We start from the raw sequence: 17,030 nt of genomic DNA, 5'->3' as shown, positions 1-17,030 counted from the left end.
CCACCAGGTGCCCGTTCTTCGCCTGACCCGCTTCTGCTCCGTATGCTGTGGACTCGCACATTGGGGGACACCATGACCGGCACCGACGAGGTACCCAGACCGTTCACGCCTTCGCCGCCTCGCCGGAACCCGGGGGCCGCCGTGGTCGGTCTGCTCATCGTCGCCGCGCTGACCGCCACCGGGATGGCGATGGCGGGCGGACCGCGGACGGTCGACGGCCAGGCCCTCCCGGTGCCCGGCGTGTACACCTCGGAAGGGGCCAAGGCGCCGGCAGGGAACGCGAAGCCCGCGCCCAAGGAGGTGCGGGAACTCGAGACGAACCCGCTGCTGGCGGACGGGGTCGCGCTCGGCGCGGTCACCTGCCGGCTGCCCGCGATCAGCCGCGAGCCGTCGAAACTGGAGACGTACTACAAGACGTTCGTGTCGTGCCTGGCCGAAGCCTGGAAGCCTGCCTTGGACCAGGCGAACGAGCCCGCGCTGCCGGTGACCGTGCAGGTGACGCTGCCCGAGACCAGCGCCTGCGGGAAGGCGCCGGGCGAGAACGAGGCCGTCGCCTACTACTGCGGTGGCGACACCACGATCTACGCGCCGACCCAGTGGATGCTGGGCGACGCGGGCCTCGAGCGGTCCCGCCATCTCGCGACGATGGCCCACGAGTACGGGCACCACATCCAGCGTTCCAGCGGGATCCTGTCGGCCGCCGCGGAGAAGATGTCGTCGCCGGAGGAGAACTCGCCCGCCGACAAGGAACTGGTCCGCCGCATCGAGCTGCAGGCGAACTGTTTCGGCGCGCTCGCCCTCGCGGCCGCCGCCGGTCGTGGTTCGATCAGCAGGTCGCTGGCCAACGCCGCCCTCGACGATTACGGCCGCGCCGACGACAGCGACACCCACGGCAGCCGTCGTAACCAGATGAAATGGGCGAAGGCCGGGTTCTCCGGGAAGACGACGTCGGCGTGCAACACCTGGGCTGCCCCGGCCTCGGATGTCAAATGACCGACGAAGTGATGGCCGAGATCAACACCGGCCTCCAGCTGCACATCTCCGGTGACCGCGCCGGCGCGCGCGAGAAGTTCGCGGCGCTGTGGGAACGGATCGGCGAGGACGGTGACCCGCTCCACCGGTGCGCGCTCGCGCACTACATGGCCGACGTGTGCGACGACCCGGCCGACGAACTCGCCTGGGATCTGCGCGCTCTCGCGGCGGCCGATTCGCTCACCGACGAACGTGCCAAGGAGTACCACGCGACGCTGGCCGTGCGCGGATTCTACCCGTCGCTGCACCTGAACCTCGCCGAGGACCACCGCAAACTCGGTGATCACGAGGCCGCGAAGGCCCAGTGGCGGCTGGGGCGGGACACACTCGGCGCGCTCGGCGACGACCCGTACGGCCTGGGGATCATCGAGGCGTACGGCGCGCTCGCGGACAGGCTGGGCCTCGAACCGGACTCTCCGGACTTTCGCCCGGGGCGCTCAGGCCATAACCTGGAGTGATTCAGGTCACCTGTCCGGGAGGAGCGCGTATGCGGATTTCCGATCTGTTGCGGAAGAAGGGGACGGCCGTCGCGACCGTCTCGCCGGAGACGAACGTCACCGAGCTGCTCGAAAGACTCGCGGAGCACAACGTCGGTGCCTTGGTGGTCGTGGACGCCGATGGCGGGATAGTCGGGATCGTCTCCGAACGGGACGTGGTGCGCCGGCTCAACGAGCGCGGGCCCCAGCTGCTCGACGGATCGGTGTCCGCGATCATGACCAAGATGGTCGCCAGCTGCGGCCCCGAGGATTCGGTGGACCAGCTGTCCGTGCTGATGACCGAACGCCGTATCCGGCATGTCCCGGTCGTGGCCGACGGCAGGCTCGCGGGCATCGTGAGCATCGGCGACGTCGTGAAGACCCGGATGGAAGAACTGGAGAAGAGCCAAGAGCATCTCGAGGCCTACATCTCGCAGGGTTGAGCCGCGCAAGTGCCATGAGGGTCGTTCCGGGCGCTTGGTCTCGTGGGCGGTAAGGACGGTTGGAGCGCACGCCGGTGGGTGACTGAACGCGGGCCCACCAGAACCGTCCTTACCGCTCACGGTCACCTGTACCGCGCGGTCAGCGGCGGCTCCGCCTCCCGGTACGCTCCGTCGCCGATGGCGCTGTCGAGCGTGAGCGCGGCGTCGATGAGCGCGAGGTGAGTGAACGCCTGCGGAAAGTTGCCGAGCTGCTCGCCGGTCGGGCCGATCTCCTCGGCGTACAGACCGACGTGGTTGGCGTAGGTCAGCATCTTCTCGAACGTCAGCCGTGCCTTCTCCAGGTACCCGGCGCGGGCGAGAGCGGTGACGTATCCGAACGTGCAAAGCGAGAAGGTGCCCTCGTTCCCTCGAAGGCCGTCAGGGGAGACGCGCGGGTCGTAGCGGTAGACGAGGCTATCGGTGACCAGGTCCTTCTCGATGGCGGTCAAGGTCGCCAGCCAGCAGGGGTCGGAAGGGGTGATGAAACCGACGTCGGCCATGCGAAGGAGCGACGCGTCGAGGGAGTCGGAACCGTACCGCTGGACGAAGGCCTGTTTGAGCGGATTCCAGCCGTGCTCCCAGATCTGTTCGTAGACGCGGTCGCGCTCGTGCCGCCAGGAGTCGAGCGCGCAGGGACGGCCGTTTGCCGTCGCGAGGCGAATGCCCCGGTCGAAGGCGACCCAGCTCATGAGCCGGCCATAGGTGAAGTCGGCCTTTCCTTCCCGTGTTTCCCAGATTCCCTCCTCCGGCTGATCCCAGTTCTCCGCGAGCCAATCGAGCAGGCCTGCCAGCGCCTTCCAGCCCTCCTGCCCGACCTTGGCACCCCGTCGATCGGCCTGGTACACGGCGTCGAGCAGTTCGCCGTAGACATCGAGCTGGAGCTGATCGGACGCGGAGTTGCCGATCCGCACCGGCACCGACCCGCGGTACCCGGACCAGTGCGTGAAGGACTCCTCCAGCAGGTCCGATGAGCCGTCCACGCGGTACATGATCTTCAGTCGTCCATCGCCGCGTAGATGGCGTTCCCGGAGCCACTGGGCGAAAGCGATCGCCTCATCCGTGAATCCCAATGCCAGCAACGAAGAGACGGCCAAGGACGCGTCCCGCACCCAGGTGTAGCGATAGTCCCAGTTCCGTTCGCCGCCGATCTGCTCCGGCAAGCTCGTGGTCGGTGCGGCGACCATCGCCCCGGTCGGTGCGAAAGTCAGCAGCTTGAGGGTGATCGCCGATCGCTCGACCATTTCGCGCCAGCGTCCCCGGTATGTCGAGCGGTTCAGCCAGTCGCGCCAATAGCGAACGGTGTCCTCGAAGACCTTCTCGATCTCGGTGACCCGGATCGAGCGCGGCTCCCCGCCGTCCGACTCGAACATGAAACCGCGGACCTGCCCGGTTTCCAAGGCGACCGAGCCGTAGACGCCGCCTTCGATGACGTGGATGTGCGCCAGCTGTGCGTCTCCGGGTTCCCGGACCGCGTGCAGGGTCAAGGCGGACAGCCCGCTGTCGAACAGCGCGCCGTCATCGGTGACGGTGGTGGTGTGCGGTCGGCGCCCGTAGTCGAATCGCGGGACGACGTCCACGGAGAACTCGATGTGTCCGCGCAAGCAGCGGATCATCCGGATCAGCCGGTGGCCGGGGGTCGCGTGTGGTGCGTGCACCGGGCGCATGAAGTCGATGACCTCGCCGGTACCCAGCTTGGTCATGAACCGGGTGATCAGTACGGCGGTGCCGGGAAAGTAGAACTGACGCGAGGTGTACGGCTCCTGGACGGGACGGACACGGCAGTGGCCGCCGCCGGGATCCAGGAGCTTGGCGAACACGCTCGGAGAATCGAATCGGGGACTGCAGAACCAGTCGATCGCGCCGTCGGTGCTCACCAACGCGGCGGTCTGCAGGTCCCCGATCAATCCATGGTCGGCGATCAGCGATGGGTGGTCCACAGGCAACTCCTTGCCGGACGGGCTTTTCGACCAATCTGGACCGTTCCCGGAAAGCCGGGCATCACCTCGGGCGGATGAGTTCCCGGCCTGGGAGGGGAGTACGACGCTCATCCGTCTCAGGTGATGTGCGCGCTCCCGTCGTCACTGTGCGATGGCCGTGGTCGTATCACCAGCTTTCAGAAAGGGACGGTGAGACGTGGACACGTTGACCATCTGGATGTTCCGCTCGGCCGATGGCGCGGACCGCGCGGCGGAGACGCTGAAGAGCCTGGCGAAAAGCCAGCTCATCTCGATACACGACGCCGCGACGGTGACGTGGCCGGAAGGCGCGTCCAAGCCGAAACTCCGCCAGTTGCGCAATCTGGCCGGTCGCGGCGCGCTGACCGGGGCGTTCTGGGGAATGCTCTTCGGCCTGATCTTCCTCGTGCCGCTGCTCGGCGCGGCGCTCGGGGCCGCCGCGGGAACCGTCGGCGGATTGGCGTCGGATTACGGCATCGACGACGACCTGATCCGGCGGATCAGGGGAGAAGTCACCGAAGGCACGTCGGCCCTGTTCCTGCTCAGCTCGGGCGCCGTCATGGACAAGGTGCGACAGGCCTTCAGCGGCCAGGAAACGCCAGAGCTGTTCTTCACGAACTTGACCTCTGAACAGGAGAAGGCACTTCGCGAAACCTTTTCGATGGAACAGGAATTCCAGACCGCCGACGAACCGGGAACGGGGCCGAAATGAGTCAGCATTGGAGTGCCGACGCCGATCTCACCGACCATCGCCAGGGAGAGCACCGGTCCGGGCTACGGCCGATCTGGACCGGGTGGATCTTCTTCGCCAGCGTGATCATGGTCATCCTCGGCGTTTTCAACGCCATCGCGGGAATCGTGGCCCTGGTCCAGGGCGGTTACTACATCGCGGGTCCGGAGTACACGCTCGTCCTGGACCTGACCGGCTGGGCGTGGGCCCATCTGGTGGGTGGTGTGCTGGTGGCGATCGCCGGCGGCGTCCTCGTCTCGGGCGCCATCTGGGCGAGGGTGATCGCGGTGCTCTTCGCCGCCGGCAACGCGTTGACCCATCTGGTGTTCCTCGCGGCGCATCCGCTGTGGTCGACGATCGTGATCGCCCTGTGCGTGACGGTCATCTGGGCGGTCATCGTCCACGGTGACGAAGCCCCGAATCGCGGGTTGTGGTGACAGACCGGCCCACACCTCGAACACCGCGAGCGCTCGTCGTCCTGCTCGGCGCGGCCGCGATCGTGGTCGGTATCGCGGGAATCAAGGCGGTCGCGTGGCTGGTGGCGCCGACGTTGCTGGCGCTCGTCATCGTGATCACGCTCAGCCCCGCACACGGCCGGTTGCGGAGCCTCGGCTTTCCTCGCTGGGCCGCGACGGCGGCGCTCGTGGTGTTCGTTCACGGGATACTCATCGCCTTCTGCGTAGCGATGATCGTGTCGGTCGCCCAGCTCGCCGCGCTCCTGCCACGCTACGCGGACCGGATCGCCGGTCTGTATGCCGAAATCGCCGACGCGCTGGCGGAATTCGGTGCCGGGCAGGCGCAGTTGCGCGACATCCTCAAGTCCATCGACCCCGGCAGCTCGTTTCGTATCTCGGCTCCCTGCTCGCCGATCTGACCGGTGTCACCACGAGCCTGGTCTTCCTGCTGGGATTGCTGCTGTTCCTCAGCGCCGAAACCGCGGACATCGACAGCCGGATCGCCCGTATCGCGGGTGAGCGGGCACGGACGGCCGAAGCGCTGCGCGACTTCGGCCGTCGTGTCCGGGTGTATCCTGGCGGTGACCACGGCCTTCGTCCTCGTCGTCGCGGTAATGGACGTCATCGCGCTGATCTTGCTCAGGGTACCGCTCGCGGCTTTGTGGGGCCTGCTGTCGTTCGTGACCAACTACAACCGACGATCGGCTTTCTGCTCGGCCTCGCCCCGCCTGCCACGCTCGCGGTCCTTGACGGCGGCTGGCAGGCCATGCTGGCGGTGGTGGTGGTCTACGTGGTGATCAATTTCGTGATGCAGTCGCTGCTCCTGCCGCGCTACGTCGGCAACGCCGTCGGGTTGTCCGCCACGGCGACCTTCGTCGCGCTGGTGTTCTGGGCTTGGGTGCTCGGGCCACTCGGGACGTTGCTCTCGGTTCCCGCGACTCTGCTGGCGCTGGCCATGCTCGTCGACGACCCGGCCGGCAGCTGGGTCACGGCGTTGGTGGGTTCGCCTCGCCGGGAACCGGCCGACGTCAGAACAGGATGAGCACGATGAAGAACAGGCATGCCAGGATGTTCAGCAGCCAGCCGTGGGCGTTCGTCCAGTCCCGGATGTCCGGCATGACCCGCGCCGCGCGCCGCCGGAAGAGCAGGTAAGCCAGCAGCGGCAGCGCGGCGATCAGGGTGGTGGTCAGGAGGAACGGGATGGCCGCGCTGAAACCCGCCCCGCTGCGGGCGATGTCGAGGCCGACCACGCACATGACGAGCACGTCCGAGGGGAAGAACGCGATGAGCAGGAATCCGGTGCGGAACCCGCGCCCGGGACCCGCCGACATGAGCGATCCGAGCCATTTCGGCGGGTCCGCGGTTTCGCGGTGCGTCCAGTTCCAGATCGCGACCCCCACCAGGATCGCGACCAGTACGTACTCGATGATCGTGTAGAGCGAGCCGTCCGAATCGGAGACGAGGGGATCTGGCGGCAGGAACCCCGCGAGCCAGGTCGTGAGCGCGGTTCCGGCCGTGGCGGCCGCCGCGACGCCCGCCACGAACGCGAGCGATGTCGGCACCGCGCGCGCCGTCGTGATCAGGATCAACGCCGACACGAACTGCGGCCCGGCCATCATGGTGATCGCGAGCGGGAGCACGGTGAGCGAGTCATCCGTCATTCCGTGACTCCCGTCCGAGATCGCTCTTCAGCAACGAATCGCGTTGCCCGCCAACGCTTCGCTTGTCGGTGACGGGCAACGCACGCACGGCGGTCTCACCGCCGGAAGTTCGGATGCGGTACCGGGTGGAGTTCGCCTCCGCGTTTCCTCGGGCCCATTCGCCACGCCCTCCGACGCCCCGACACGCGCAGCTCCTGCGGGCCAACGGGGAGCTGCTACCCGGTACCGCATGCGGACGGCGGAGCCTTGGGCTGGGGCAGGCTTCGCGATCCGCTGACTCCAGAATGCGCCCTTGGGGCACGGAGCTCCTCCTTCATGGCGGGTGAAAACGAGCCCTCGGCTTCGTTACCCAACACTAGAAATCGATTCTAGCGGCGGCCACCCTTTTGGACGAGGGGCCGCGGTCACCGGTCCCGACTCACCCGCAAAGGAGGAGGTGACCGCCGCTTGGGGTGAGCAAAATCGGTCCCCTCACCCGTTCTGGGGAATCGAAGGGAGTGAATCGGTGAGCACTGCGCCGCATCTTCGGTCCAGAGCAAAACTCGTCCTGATGGGAATGACATTCGTTCTGGTTCTTTCGGCGCAACCGGGGGCCAGCCGGTCCTCAGGGACAGTGGACGCCGTTATTTCCGGTCTCGCTTTCGTCTTCACCGGGATTTCTCGGGTCTTCGCCTTCGTCTGGCATGTCATCTCCAGCACGGCGATGTCATGCACCGGCCGGTGACCCCTGCCGAAGGTGCGGAACCGGGCGCGCACGACGTAGACCCGGTCGTGGTGCCGTCGCCGAAGCTCGCACCACCACCGTCCGCCTGCGACATTCTCGAGCGGGACCGGTTGCTGGACGTCCTCGATCAGGCCACCACCGGCCAAACCCCCAGCGTCACGCTGATCAACGCACCCGCGGGATCCGGCAAGACCGTGCTGCTCGGCAGCTGGCTGGGGCGGAGAGCACGCCACCACGCCACCGACGAACATGTAGCGTGGATTTCGCTGGACGCCAACGACAACAAGGTATTCTCACTGTGGTCGTCGATCCTCTGCGCGCTTGACCGAAGCGTCGAGGACGACGTCGTCTCCGAACTGACGCCGGCGCGGGACGCTTCCGCTCACGAAGGCATCGCCGCCTTCATCGACATGTGCGACCGGCTCTCGCGGCCGGTGATCCTGGTGCTGGACAACGCACACGAGCTGTCCGCACCGGCCGCGATCAAGAACGTGAACATGCTTTTGCGCTACCTGCCGTCCGGAGTGCGGGTCGTCATCGCGACCCGGTTCCCGCCACCGCTGATCCTGCCCCGGCTCCGGTTGGAAGGCAGGCTGCGGGAAATCACGGCGCACCAGCTGAACTTCACCGAGCAGGAAACCGGAAGACTGCTCGCCAGGCAGAACCTCGCGCTGACGAAGGCGGATCTGGACAAGATCTCTGAACGGACGGAGGGCTGGGCGGCGGGCCTGCGTTTCCTCACCCTTTCACTGGCCGCCTCATCGGACGCGAGCGAGACGATTCGAGCATTCACCGGCGACGACCGCCTGCTGGCCGAATACCTGTCCGGGGAGATCCTCGGCCCGCAACCCGCGTACATCCGTGAGTTCCTGCTGAGCACCTCGGTGTGCACTGACGTCACCGACGAGCTGGCCACCCGGCTGACCGGGCAGGAGAACTCCGGGCAGATTCTGCACACGCTCGCCCGCACCAACGCGCTGGTCACCCGGCACGGCCGAGACCGTCCTCGATACCGCTGCCACCCCTTGCTCCGCGACTACCTGCGTGCCGAGCTGACTCGCCGTCACCCGCGGGCCTACCGCAGGCTCCACCGTTCGGCGGCCGAATGGTTCACCGACTCCGGCGACGTGCTCACCGCGCTGGAGCACAGTGTCGCCGCGCAGGACGAAGAGCAGGTCACCCGGTACATCCAGCGGTTCGGGCTGCAAACCGTCCTCAAAGGACAAGGATCGCGATTGCACACGCTGCTCGGCGCGATTCCGGAGCACATCCTGGCCCGGCCTCAGGTGGCACTCACCGCGGCGGTCGCCGCCCTCGACTCTCATGACCTCGTGACCGCGGACCGATACCTCGGCAGGGTCGACAATTCGGCGCAGCCCCTTCGTTCCGGGCGTCTGCGCGCGTTGAACGCCGTGGCCGTCCTCTATCGGGCGAGATTCGGCGGGAACATGGAGAAAGCGCTCGCCGAACTCCGCGCCACGAGCGCGGGCGATTCCGGCGATTTCGACCTCGACCTGCTCGCCCTCCTCACCCGCGGGACCGCGGCTCTGTGGCTGGGTGGCCTCTCGAACGCCACCCGCGATCTGGAACGCGCGCTGCGGATGGCCACTCCGGAGCGGCGCGACGCAGTCAGCCTGCAGTGCAGGACCCACCTCGCGGCCATCGCGTGCGTACAGGGTGACCTCGCCGGGCTGGCGGTGCACACCAATGCCGCCCTCGAGCTGGCCCGTGCTCGCGGCTGGGAGGAGACCGCGCGGACCGCCTTCCTGTATGCGGTTCTCGGGCTGGCGGCCTATCAGAGGCTGGACCAGGAGAGCGCCCGCCGGTTCTCCGCACTGGCGACTCACCTTTCGCCCGCGGCCGTGGAGCCGGCCGTGGAAATGCTGACGGTGACACTCAGCGCCGCCGTCGAATTCGATCTCGCCGCCGATCCGCACGCGGTCGTCGAAGCGCTGCGGGGGCACCGGCAACGGCTCGCGGCGCAGCCGAGCACTCCCTGGCTCGTCGCCTATACGGCTCCGATCGAACAACGACTGGCCCTTCGCGTCGGAGAACCCACCTGGGCGGCGGACGTGACCGAACAGAATCGGCACCTGCTGGCCCCCTACGCGGAGCACGCGCTGCTCACCGCGCTCATGCACATTCACCGCGGCAGAACCGGCGCCGCACGCCGCCGCCTGCAGCCGGTGATCGAGTGCCAGACCAGCCCTCTGGTGGCGCGTACCTTGATCGACAGCTGGCTCCTCGAAGCCGTTCTCGCCGACCAAGCCGGTGAACAGAACCGGGCGCACAACGCCGTCGGCCGTGCACTCGACCTCGCGGCACCCCAGCAGGCGTTACGGCCCTTCCACGACGCCGGGCAGCACATCCGGGAACTACTGGTTTGCGGCGCCGGGAGGTTCGGGCGTATCGAAGAGTTCGCGGGTACCGTGCTGCAGGCACTACCGGCCGGCCCCGCGCCCCCGGTCGAATCGCTCACCTCACGCGAGCTCGAACTCCTCACCGAATTGCCGTCGATGCGCACCGCGGAGCAGATCGCCGATTCGCTCTTCGTGTCGGTGAACACGGTCAAGACCCATCTTCGCGGCATCTACCGGAAGCTCGGCGTCAACCACCGCCGCGACGCCGTCGTCGCCGCACGCCGGCGCGGCCTGCTGTGAGTTCCGCCGCCCGGGGTGGCCGGGTGAACCGTCTACTCCCGCCAGCCCGCCAGCTCGACCCCCTTCGCGACGTCCACCCGGTACCCGAGCGTCACGACGGCCTTCGCCCCCGGAGCGAGTGTGAGCCGCCAGGTGAACTCACCCAGCTCGGTCCGCTCCGCCGGTTCCGGCACGGTGCGCACGTCCCGGACGGTGATCGCGTCGTCCCGGGAGACCGGCGCCTGGTCCAACACGGTCACGACGGCTTCGCGCGGGCTGTGGTTGACGATCGTCGTGGTGTAGGCGGCTTCCCGCTTGCGGACGCCGGACAGTGTCGCCTTGCTCGCCGTGCGGTGCGTGAGTTCGCGCTCGATCCGGATCCGGTCGTCCACGCCGAGGGCGAGTTCGAGTTCCTCACCCGGCGCCCAGACGTCCAGCCGGGTGGTGCCGACGAATTCCGTCTCGTGGAACACAGACGCCTTGCCCGGCCGCAGGGTGTGCTGCGAGGTGTTGACGACGGTCGCCCGCAGGAACGCCTCCGGCGACACCACCGGAGCGGTGACGTAACCCAGTTTCGCGGTCAGCTCCAGCTGCGCGAGCGTCGTGCGGTGACCCTGCGCTCCCGAAGGGACCGCCACCGGGCGGCCGGGCCGGTAGGTGACCGCGGTGGTGCCCTGTTCGACGGACGCGGTCCGCGCCGCCATCGGGGGCGCGCCGGGGGCCGGCATGCCCACCGACTCCGGGATCCCGCCGCCCGCGGGCGACGCGCCGCCGTACGCCATGCGTGCCATCGACGGCGTGTACTCCCGCACGCGGTCGAGGAACCACGGATCGAGTTCCGGCACCTCCACGGTGTTCGCCGGCCGCGCGGTGGAGAGGGCCAGTTCGCATTCCGGCCAGTCCTCACCGGTGTGCTGGGTGATCCGCCCGTACCAGGTCAGCGAGACGTCCTCGCCGCGGACGCGTACGTCGTAACCCGGCTCCCAGCACGCGTTCGCGACCACATAGGACAGCTCGAGGCCGATTTCCGCGCCGTCCTCCTGGCTCTCCAGCTCGACCGTGACCGTCGCGCTGTCCACTTCGGACGTTCCTTGTTTCGCCTCGATCTCGCGGTCGAGCGCCTTGAGGTCGTCGCGGAGCCGCGCGAGGCGGATGCCGAGTTCGCGGCGTTTCCCGAGCGCCTCGGCCAATTGCGTGCCGAGCGCGTCGGTGACTTCGGCGACCCGGGGCGGTTCCGCCGTACCCGCCGCGAGCGCCTTCGCGAAACTCTTGCCGCTGCGTGTCGCCAGCCCGGTCAGCAGATCGACCTTCGCGGATTCCGCGGTGACGGCGTCCGCGACCTCGTCGACCACCGCCTGATCGGCGTGCCGCTGCTCGGTCAGCGCGCGCAGGGAGGCGTCCGCGGGCGCGGGATGGCGTTCGACGGTGACGTCGACCCCGGCGATGACCGCCGGGCCGGAACCGGTGACGCGGACCGAGTCGGCGTCCAGGTTCCACGGCAGGCCCGCGAAGGCGAAGCGCGTTTCGCCGTCGAGTACAGCCGAAGCCCGTCTGGTGATCCGGGCGTGGTGCGGGTAGACGGTGACGGCGACGATCGGTGCTTCCAGTGCGCTCGGCATGCCTCCGACGTTAGTCTCTTGACACCTGTTCGGGTGGCCGGAAACCTCAGCTGGGTCTTGCCCGCCCGCCATTGGGGGTCCTGTGAGAGTCGCCAGGCTCGCTGCCCTGTTCACCGCCGTTCTGGTCCTTCCGGCGACGGCGTTGCCCGCTCAAGCCGACGCGCCGCCGACGCCGGTCTTCAAGGACGGCCAAGCCCAGCCGGTGTTCGACCCGGCGGACGTCATCCGGGAGAACGTCTGGGTCACCGCGCCGGTCGACAGTGACCGCGACGGCAAGGACGACCTCGTGCACGCGGAGGTGGTGCGGCCCCGCGCGACGCAGCAGGGCATGAAGGTCCCGGTCGTCTACCAGGCCAGCCCGTACTACGCGGGCGGCAACGACGTCGCGAACCACAACGTCGACGTCGAGCTGTACGTGCCCGGCGCGAAGCGCGTCCCCGCGGGCCCGCGGATCGCGACCAAGACCGTCGGCCCGAACGCCGCCCCGATCAGCTGGCGCTACCAGGACTACTTCACCGCCCGCGGGTTCGCGGTGGTGTACGGCGAATCGCTCGGCAGCGGCCAGTCCACCGGCTGCCCGAGTAGCGGCGACGTCAACGAGACCATCGGCGCGAAGTCCATTGTGGACTGGCTGAACGGCCGCGCGACGGCGCGTGACGCGGCGGGCAAGGCCGCGGTCGCGGACTGGAGCACCGGCAAGACCGGCATGATGGGCGTCTCCTACAACGGGACGCTGCCCAACGCCGTGGCCAGCACCGGCGTCGAGGGGCTGGAGACGATCGTCCCGATCGCGGCGATCTCCAGCTGGTACGACTACTACCGCAACGACGGCGCCGTCGTCGCGGCAGGCGGATTCCAGGGCGAGGACGCGGACGTGCTCGCCGATTACGTCCACACGCGACAGGATCGCGCCGTCTGCCGTCCGCTGATCGACGGCATCGCGGTCGACCAGGACCGCGTGACCGGTGACTACAGCCGCTTCTGGGACGCGCGGAACTACCGCAACGACGTGAACAAGGTGCGGGCCTCAGTGCTCGTGGTGCACGGCTTCGGCGACTGGAATGTCAAGACCGACCAGGGCACCCGCTGGTACGAGATGCTCAAGGCGCGCGGCGTCGAGCACAAGATCTGGCTGCACCAGGCCGGGCACGCCGACCCGTACAGCCTCCGCCGCGACGTCTGGCTCGCCACGCTGAACAAGTGGATGTCGCACTACCTCTACGACGTGGACAACGGCATCGAGCGTGAGCCGAAGGCCACCATCCAGCGTGAGGACAAGTCGTGGGTGGACGAGCCGGAGTGGCCGCTGCCCGGCACCCAGGACGTCAAGCTCTACCCGTGGCCCGGCGGCTCGTCGAAGGGCAAGCTCGACACGCGCAACCCCGTTCCGGGCAAGGCCGCCGTCGAGACGCTGGCGGACGACGCGAGCAAGACGATCGAACAGCTGGCGGCCGCGGCGTCGTCGGGCCACCGGCTGCTGTACTCGACCACCGCGGCGAAGCAGCCCGTGCGGCTTTCCGGGACCGTGAAGACCGACCTGTCGCTGTCCTTCGACAAGCCGGCCGCGAACGTGACCGCGGTGCTCCTCGACCGCGCTCCGGACGGGACGGCGAAGGTGATCACCCGCGGCTGGACCGACCCGCAGAACCGGCGCGACCCCGCCCGCACCGACCCGATCACCCCTGGTGAGAACTACAAGGTCGAGGTGGAACTGGTCGCGAAGGACTACCTGCTCGCGGCCGGGCACAAGATCGAGTTCCTGGTGGCCTCCAGCGACCACGACTACACGCTCCGGCCGAAGCCGGGCGCCGGTGTCTCGGTCGAGCTGAACCGTACTTCGCTGGTGCTGCCGGTGGCGGGTGGCAAACCCGCGCTGCGAGCCGCTTTCGGCTGAGCGAGCCTGCTCCGGATGTCCGGCGCTCACTCTGCCGCGACGTCCGTGAAGGCCTCCTTCCTTACCCTGAGGGCAGGGAAGGAGGCCTTCACTACGTCATCGATGTGCCGTGGTGACGCCGAGGCCGAGGGCGTGTTGCGAAGTGGCTTTCGCGGCACGCGATGGCGGCGCCGGACGGGACGGGGTCCGGCGTTTCGGGTGGAAAACCCCGACCCGACCTCGGGCTTGTACGGAAAATGTATTTCCCCCGGCTTTGCTTCGGGCTGTCCGGCTTCCCCACCTGATGGAGGTCTCCATGTCCAGGTTGCGCCGTTTCGCAGTGCTCGCCGCGGCCGCCGTCATCCCCGCGCTCGGCCTGACCCTCGCCGGTACGACGCAGGCGTCGGCCGCCCCGAACTTCCAGGTCCCGTTCAAATGCGGCGTCACGGTCACGGCGGCGACGTTCAGCGGGCACAGCCCGGCGAACTCGGTCGACTTCCAGAAGTCGGGGATCACCGGGATGCCGGTGCTGGCGTCGGCGGGCGGCACCGTCACCAGGGTCGCCAACGAGGGCAGCACGAGCTACGGGCGCTGGGTCGAGATCGACCACGGCGGCGGCTGGCGTACCCGGTACGCGCACCTGTCGACCCAGTCCGTCTCGGTCGGCCAGGCCGTCAGCCTCGGCAAGCAGATCGGCACGGCCGGGGCGACCGGCGGCGTGACCGGCCCCCACCTGCACTTCGAACAGCGGCTCAACGGGGTCGCGCAGAAGGCGGTGCTGAACGGGGTCGCCGTGCCGTACTACGGCCACACCAACTTCACCAGCAAGAACTCGTGCGGCGGCAACCCGTACGAGGCCACCGAGGTGTGTGGCAGCGGGTTCTCGGTCGTCGACTCGCAGGGGCTCGCGAACGGTTCGGGTACCGCGTACCTGCTCTACAACGCGTCGACCAAGGCCAACTGCGTCACCACGCTGAAGGCGGTTTCGCTCGGCACCGCGTCGCCGGTGTCGGCGTTCCTCGAAGGCCAGGGTTCCGCTCGCGTGACCGACTCCGGCAGCTTCGCCTACTACGCCGGCCCGGTGAAGAAGACGGCCGCCGCGACCTGCGTCAAGTGGGGCGGCTCGGTCGGGTCGAACGCCTACGAGAGCCCGTTCGAACACTGCGGCTGACCCCGCGGGCCGGGCACTGTAGACCACCCCACCGACAGGATCGGCGTCCCCGCGCTCGGTCCCGCGGCGGTTGTCCACAACGGTCCCGGCTGTCCACAGATGTGTCGTGCCCCCACCCGGCGGCCCCATTCCCGCCGCAAGGTGGGGGCATGACCACATCGACTCCGACCGGCAGGACCAAGGTCAATCTGACGGATCCGGCGGACCTGCTCGCCGCGATCCCGTACCTCCTCGGATTCCACCCCGAGGACTCCGTCGTCGTCTTCGGCCTCCGCGACCAGGACCGCAAGCGTCAGGGCCTCCTCATGCGTGTGGACCTGCCGCCGCCGGGCCTGGAACAAGACCAGGCGCGTGAACTCGCGGTCCGGCTCGCCCTGACCGGCCACACCGGCGCCATCGTCGCGGTGGTCGGTGGCGGTCCCGCGAACAAGGCGGGACGGCCCCCGCGCCGCCGGTTCGTCCGGCGCGTGGAAGCCTCGCTGGCCGAGTACGGCATCCCGCTGCTGCATTCGGTATGGGCACCGCGTATCGCCGCCGAGGTGCGCTGGGCGTGCTACCGGGAAAGGACCTGTGGCGGTCTGCTGCCGGATCCGCGCGATTCGGTGGCCGCCGCGGTCGTCACCGGTGCCGGGCAGGTCACCCACGCGAGCCGGGACGAACTCGAGCGACTCTTCGACCCCGTCGCGCCGGAGGCGCTCGCCAGACGCGCCGATCTCCTCACCAGGCTGGACGATCCACCATGGAGGGCCCCGGACCTCGTCCAGGCCGGGATCGCCGAGGTGAACGCCGCGCTCGCCCGCGCGGACAGCGGCGACCCGGCGATCACGGACGACCAGGCCGTCCGGCTGGCCTGGGCGCTTTCCCTGGTCGAGGTCCGCGGCGCCTGCATGCTCACCGCCGCCCCCGCGGACTCAGCGCTCGCCCGCGCGGCGGAGGATCTCTGGCTCACGCTTGCCCGCGAAATCCCGCCACCGGAAGCGGCCGAGGCGCTCGCCCTGAAGGCGCACGCCGCCTATGTCCGGGGCGACCTGGCGACCGCCGGGATCGCCTTGGCCAGGGCAGGCGAAGCCGACCCTGGGCACGGGCTGACGAAACTCCTGGCCAGGGCTCTGGACGCGATGGTGCCGCCGTCCGACGTCGCCGACGTGGTCCTTCGGCAGCGAGCCGAAGGAACGCAAGAGATCGGCCTCAGGCGTTCTGGCGGGACCGCGTGAACGCCCAGGCGTCGGCGACGATGCCGTCGAGGTCGGTGCGCTCGGGCTTCCAGCCGAGTTCGTCACCGGCCCGCTCGCTGGAGGCCACCAGCACCGACGGGTCGCCCGCCCGCCGCGGGGCCACCGCGGCGGGGATCTCGTGGCCGGTGGTGCGGCGGCACGCCTCGATCACCTCGAGCACCGAGAACCCGGTGCCGCTGCCGAGGTTGTAGATGCGGTGTTCGCCGTCGGCCGCGTGGCGCACGGCCAGCAGGTGCGCGTCGGCGAGGTCGACCACGTGGATGTAGTCGCGGATGGCGGTGCCGTCCGCGGTCGGGTAGTCGTCACCGAAGATCTGGATCCGCTCGCGGTCCCCGGTGGCGACCTGGAGCACGAGGGGGATCAGATGGGTTTCGGTGGTGTGCCGCTCGCCGAAGGAGCCGTAGGCGCCGGCGACGTTGAAGTAGCGCAGGCTGACGGCGGCGATGCCGTGGGCGCGCGAGAACGAGGTGATCGCGTGGTCGATGGCCAGCTTCGTCGCACCGTAGGTGTTGGTCGGCTGGGTCGGCGCCGTCTCCGGGATGGGGGAGGACTCGGGCTCGCCGTAGGTGGCCGCGGTGGAGGAGAACACCAGCCGCTTCGTGCCGTGGTCGCGCATCGCTTCGAGCAGGCGGAGCGAGGTCAGGACGTTGCCTTCCCAATACTTCGCCGGATCCGTCATGGACTCGCCGACCAGGGACTTGGCGGCGAAGTGGAGGACACCGTCGAAGCCGTCGCCGAGCAGCCGCCGGGCGACCTCGGCGGCGTCGCCCTCGACGAAGGTGGCGTCCGGGTGCACCGCGTCGGCGTGCCCGGTGGAGAGGTCGTCGACCACGGTGACGTCGTGCCCGGCCTCGATGAGGCGGGCCGCGCAGACGCTGCCCACATAACCGGCTCCGCCCGTCACCATCAGCTTCAGGGTCTTGGTCGGTTCGTCGGTCACGTTCGCGCCTTTCTGCTGCGGATGCGGTCGCGGCCCAG

15 protein-coding genes are annotated in these 17,030 nt (G+C 68.9%); 11 read left to right on the top strand and 4 right to left on the bottom strand.

Annotated features, from left to right (window positions below; translation table 11 throughout):
* The first annotated feature begins 72 nt into the window (after window positions 1-72).
* From AC069H_RS37615 to AC069H_RS37605, 3 genes are read left to right on the top strand one after another with little or no spacing between them, the layout of a single operon-like run.
* Window positions 73-993: a neutral zinc metallopeptidase gene (locus AC069H_RS37615; protein ID WP_478235497.1), complete on the top strand. Its 921-nt coding sequence runs from the start codon at window positions 73-75 to the stop codon at window positions 991-993.
* Window positions 990-1,490: a hypothetical protein gene (locus AC069H_RS37610; RefSeq protein ID WP_478228708.1), complete on the top strand. Its 501-nt coding sequence runs from the start codon at window positions 990-992 to the stop codon at window positions 1,488-1,490. The genes AC069H_RS37615 and AC069H_RS37610 overlap by 4 nt, the downstream gene beginning before the upstream one ends.
* A gap of 29 nt (window positions 1,491-1,519) precedes the next feature.
* The gene (locus tag AC069H_RS37605; RefSeq protein ID WP_340683302.1) at window positions 1,520-1,951 is read left to right on the top strand and encodes a CBS domain-containing protein; all 432 of its coding nucleotides are present in this window, start codon (window positions 1,520-1,522) and stop codon (window positions 1,949-1,951) included.
* A 122-nt stretch (window positions 1,952-2,073) separates the two neighbouring features.
* Here AC069H_RS37605 and AC069H_RS37600 read toward each other — a convergent pair whose 3' ends face one another.
* Window positions 2,074-3,927, bottom strand: coding sequence for a glycoside hydrolase family 15 protein (locus AC069H_RS37600; RefSeq protein ID WP_478235496.1), 1,854 nt, complete (start codon window positions 3,925-3,927; stop codon window positions 2,074-2,076).
* Between the two features lie 196 nt (window positions 3,928-4,123).
* On the opposite strand from AC069H_RS37600, the gene AC069H_RS37595 reads away from it, so the two are divergent.
* The 4 genes from AC069H_RS37595 to AC069H_RS37580 are packed head-to-tail and all read left to right on the top strand — an operon-like array spanning window position 4,124 to window position 6,172.
* Window positions 4,124-4,657, top strand: coding sequence for a DUF1269 domain-containing protein (locus AC069H_RS37595; protein WP_478228706.1), 534 nt, complete (start codon window positions 4,124-4,126; stop codon window positions 4,655-4,657).
* Window positions 4,654-5,112 carry a DUF7144 family membrane protein gene (locus tag AC069H_RS37590; protein ID WP_478228705.1) on the top strand — a complete coding sequence of 153 codons (459 nt, stop codon included), beginning with the start codon at window positions 4,654-4,656 and terminating at the stop codon, window positions 5,110-5,112. Before AC069H_RS37595 ends, AC069H_RS37590 begins: the two co-directional genes overlap by 4 nt.
* Window positions 5,109-5,549 (top strand): AI-2E family transporter, encoded by a 441-nt coding sequence (locus tag AC069H_RS37585; protein WP_478235495.1) that lies wholly within the window; start codon window positions 5,109-5,111, stop codon window positions 5,547-5,549. The genes AC069H_RS37590 and AC069H_RS37585 overlap by 4 nt, the downstream gene beginning before the upstream one ends.
* Window positions 5,550-5,584: 35 nt before the next feature.
* Window positions 5,585-6,172 (top strand): AI-2E family transporter, encoded by a 588-nt coding sequence (locus AC069H_RS37580; RefSeq protein ID WP_478235494.1) that lies wholly within the window; start codon window positions 5,585-5,587, stop codon window positions 6,170-6,172.
* On the opposite strand, the gene AC069H_RS37575 is transcribed toward AC069H_RS37580, so the two are convergent.
* The gene (locus tag AC069H_RS37575) at window positions 6,159-6,791 is read right to left on the bottom strand and encodes a GAP family protein (RefSeq protein WP_478228704.1); all 633 of its coding nucleotides are present in this window, start codon (window positions 6,789-6,791) and stop codon (window positions 6,159-6,161) included. The genes AC069H_RS37580 and AC069H_RS37575 overlap by 14 nt on opposite strands.
* Window positions 6,792-7,511: 720 nt before the next feature.
* Between AC069H_RS37575 and AC069H_RS37570 the strand changes: the two genes are divergently transcribed.
* Window positions 7,512-10,175, top strand: a complete 2,664-nt coding sequence (locus AC069H_RS37570; protein WP_478235493.1) for a winged helix-turn-helix domain-containing protein — start codon at window positions 7,512-7,514, stop codon at window positions 10,173-10,175.
* Window positions 10,176-10,207: 32 nt separating this feature from the next.
* Here the strand turns inward: AC069H_RS37570 and AC069H_RS37565 are convergent, their stop codons facing one another.
* Window positions 10,208-11,773, bottom strand: coding sequence for a DUF4139 domain-containing protein (locus tag AC069H_RS37565; protein ID WP_478235492.1), 1,566 nt, complete (start codon window positions 11,771-11,773; stop codon window positions 10,208-10,210).
* Between the two features lie 82 nt (window positions 11,774-11,855).
* Here AC069H_RS37565 and AC069H_RS37560 point away from each other — a divergent pair, with 82 nt between their 5' ends.
* From AC069H_RS37560 to AC069H_RS37550, 3 genes are all read left to right on the top strand, one after another.
* A complete protein-coding gene (locus tag AC069H_RS37560; RefSeq protein WP_478228701.1) occupies window positions 11,856-13,667 on the top strand; it encodes a Xaa-Pro dipeptidyl-peptidase in 1,812 nt (603 codons plus the stop codon).
* Between the two features lie 295 nt (window positions 13,668-13,962).
* Window positions 13,963-14,817 (top strand): M23 family metallopeptidase, encoded by an 855-nt coding sequence (locus AC069H_RS37555; protein ID WP_478235491.1) that lies wholly within the window; start codon window positions 13,963-13,965, stop codon window positions 14,815-14,817.
* A gap of 149 nt (window positions 14,818-14,966) precedes the next feature.
* Complete coding sequence (locus tag AC069H_RS37550; RefSeq protein ID WP_478228699.1) at window positions 14,967-16,031, top strand: DUF4192 domain-containing protein; 1,065 nt, start codon at window positions 14,967-14,969, stop codon at window positions 16,029-16,031.
* Here the strand turns inward: AC069H_RS37550 and galE are convergent.
* Window positions 16,006-16,959 carry a UDP-glucose 4-epimerase GalE gene (galE, locus tag AC069H_RS37545; protein WP_478228779.1) on the bottom strand — a complete coding sequence of 318 codons (954 nt, stop codon included), beginning with the start codon at window positions 16,957-16,959 and terminating at the stop codon, window positions 16,006-16,008. The genes AC069H_RS37550 and galE overlap by 26 nt on opposite strands.
* Window positions 16,960-17,030: the final 71 nt, after the last annotated feature.

This window comes from Amycolatopsis sp. NPDC043887, from assembly GCF_056435665.1.
The sequence above is the reverse complement of the archived record's forward strand: the minus strand, read 5'-3'. Positions and strand labels throughout refer to the sequence as shown.

Bases quoted from the DNA above. Each gene is read 5' to 3' on its own strand.
- AC069H_RS37615 (WP_478235497.1), top strand. From the start codon at position 73: ATGACCGGCACCGACGAGGTACCCAGACCGTTCACGCCTTCGCCGCCT.
- AC069H_RS37610 (WP_478228708.1), top strand. From the start codon at position 990: ATGACCGACGAAGTGATGGCCGAGATCAACACCGGCCTCCAGCTGCAC.
- AC069H_RS37605 (WP_340683302.1), top strand. From the start codon at position 1,520: ATGCGGATTTCCGATCTGTTGCGGAAGAAGGGGACGGCCGTCGCGACC.
- AC069H_RS37590 (WP_478228705.1), top strand. From the start codon at position 4,654: ATGAGTCAGCATTGGAGTGCCGACGCCGATCTCACCGACCATCGCCAG.
- AC069H_RS37575 (WP_478228704.1), bottom strand. From the start codon at position 6,791: ATGACGGATGACTCGCTCACCGTGCTCCCGCTCGCGATCACCATGATG.
- AC069H_RS37565 (WP_478235492.1), bottom strand. From the start codon at position 11,773: ATGCCGAGCGCACTGGAAGCACCGATCGTCGCCGTCACCGTCTACCCG.
- AC069H_RS37555 (WP_478235491.1), top strand. From the start codon at position 13,963: ATGTCCAGGTTGCGCCGTTTCGCAGTGCTCGCCGCGGCCGCCGTCATC.
- AC069H_RS37550 (WP_478228699.1), top strand. From the start codon at position 14,967: ATGACCACATCGACTCCGACCGGCAGGACCAAGGTCAATCTGACGGAT.
- galE (WP_478228779.1), bottom strand. From the start codon at position 16,959: ATGGTGACGGGCGGAGCCGGTTATGTGGGCAGCGTCTGCGCGGCCCGC.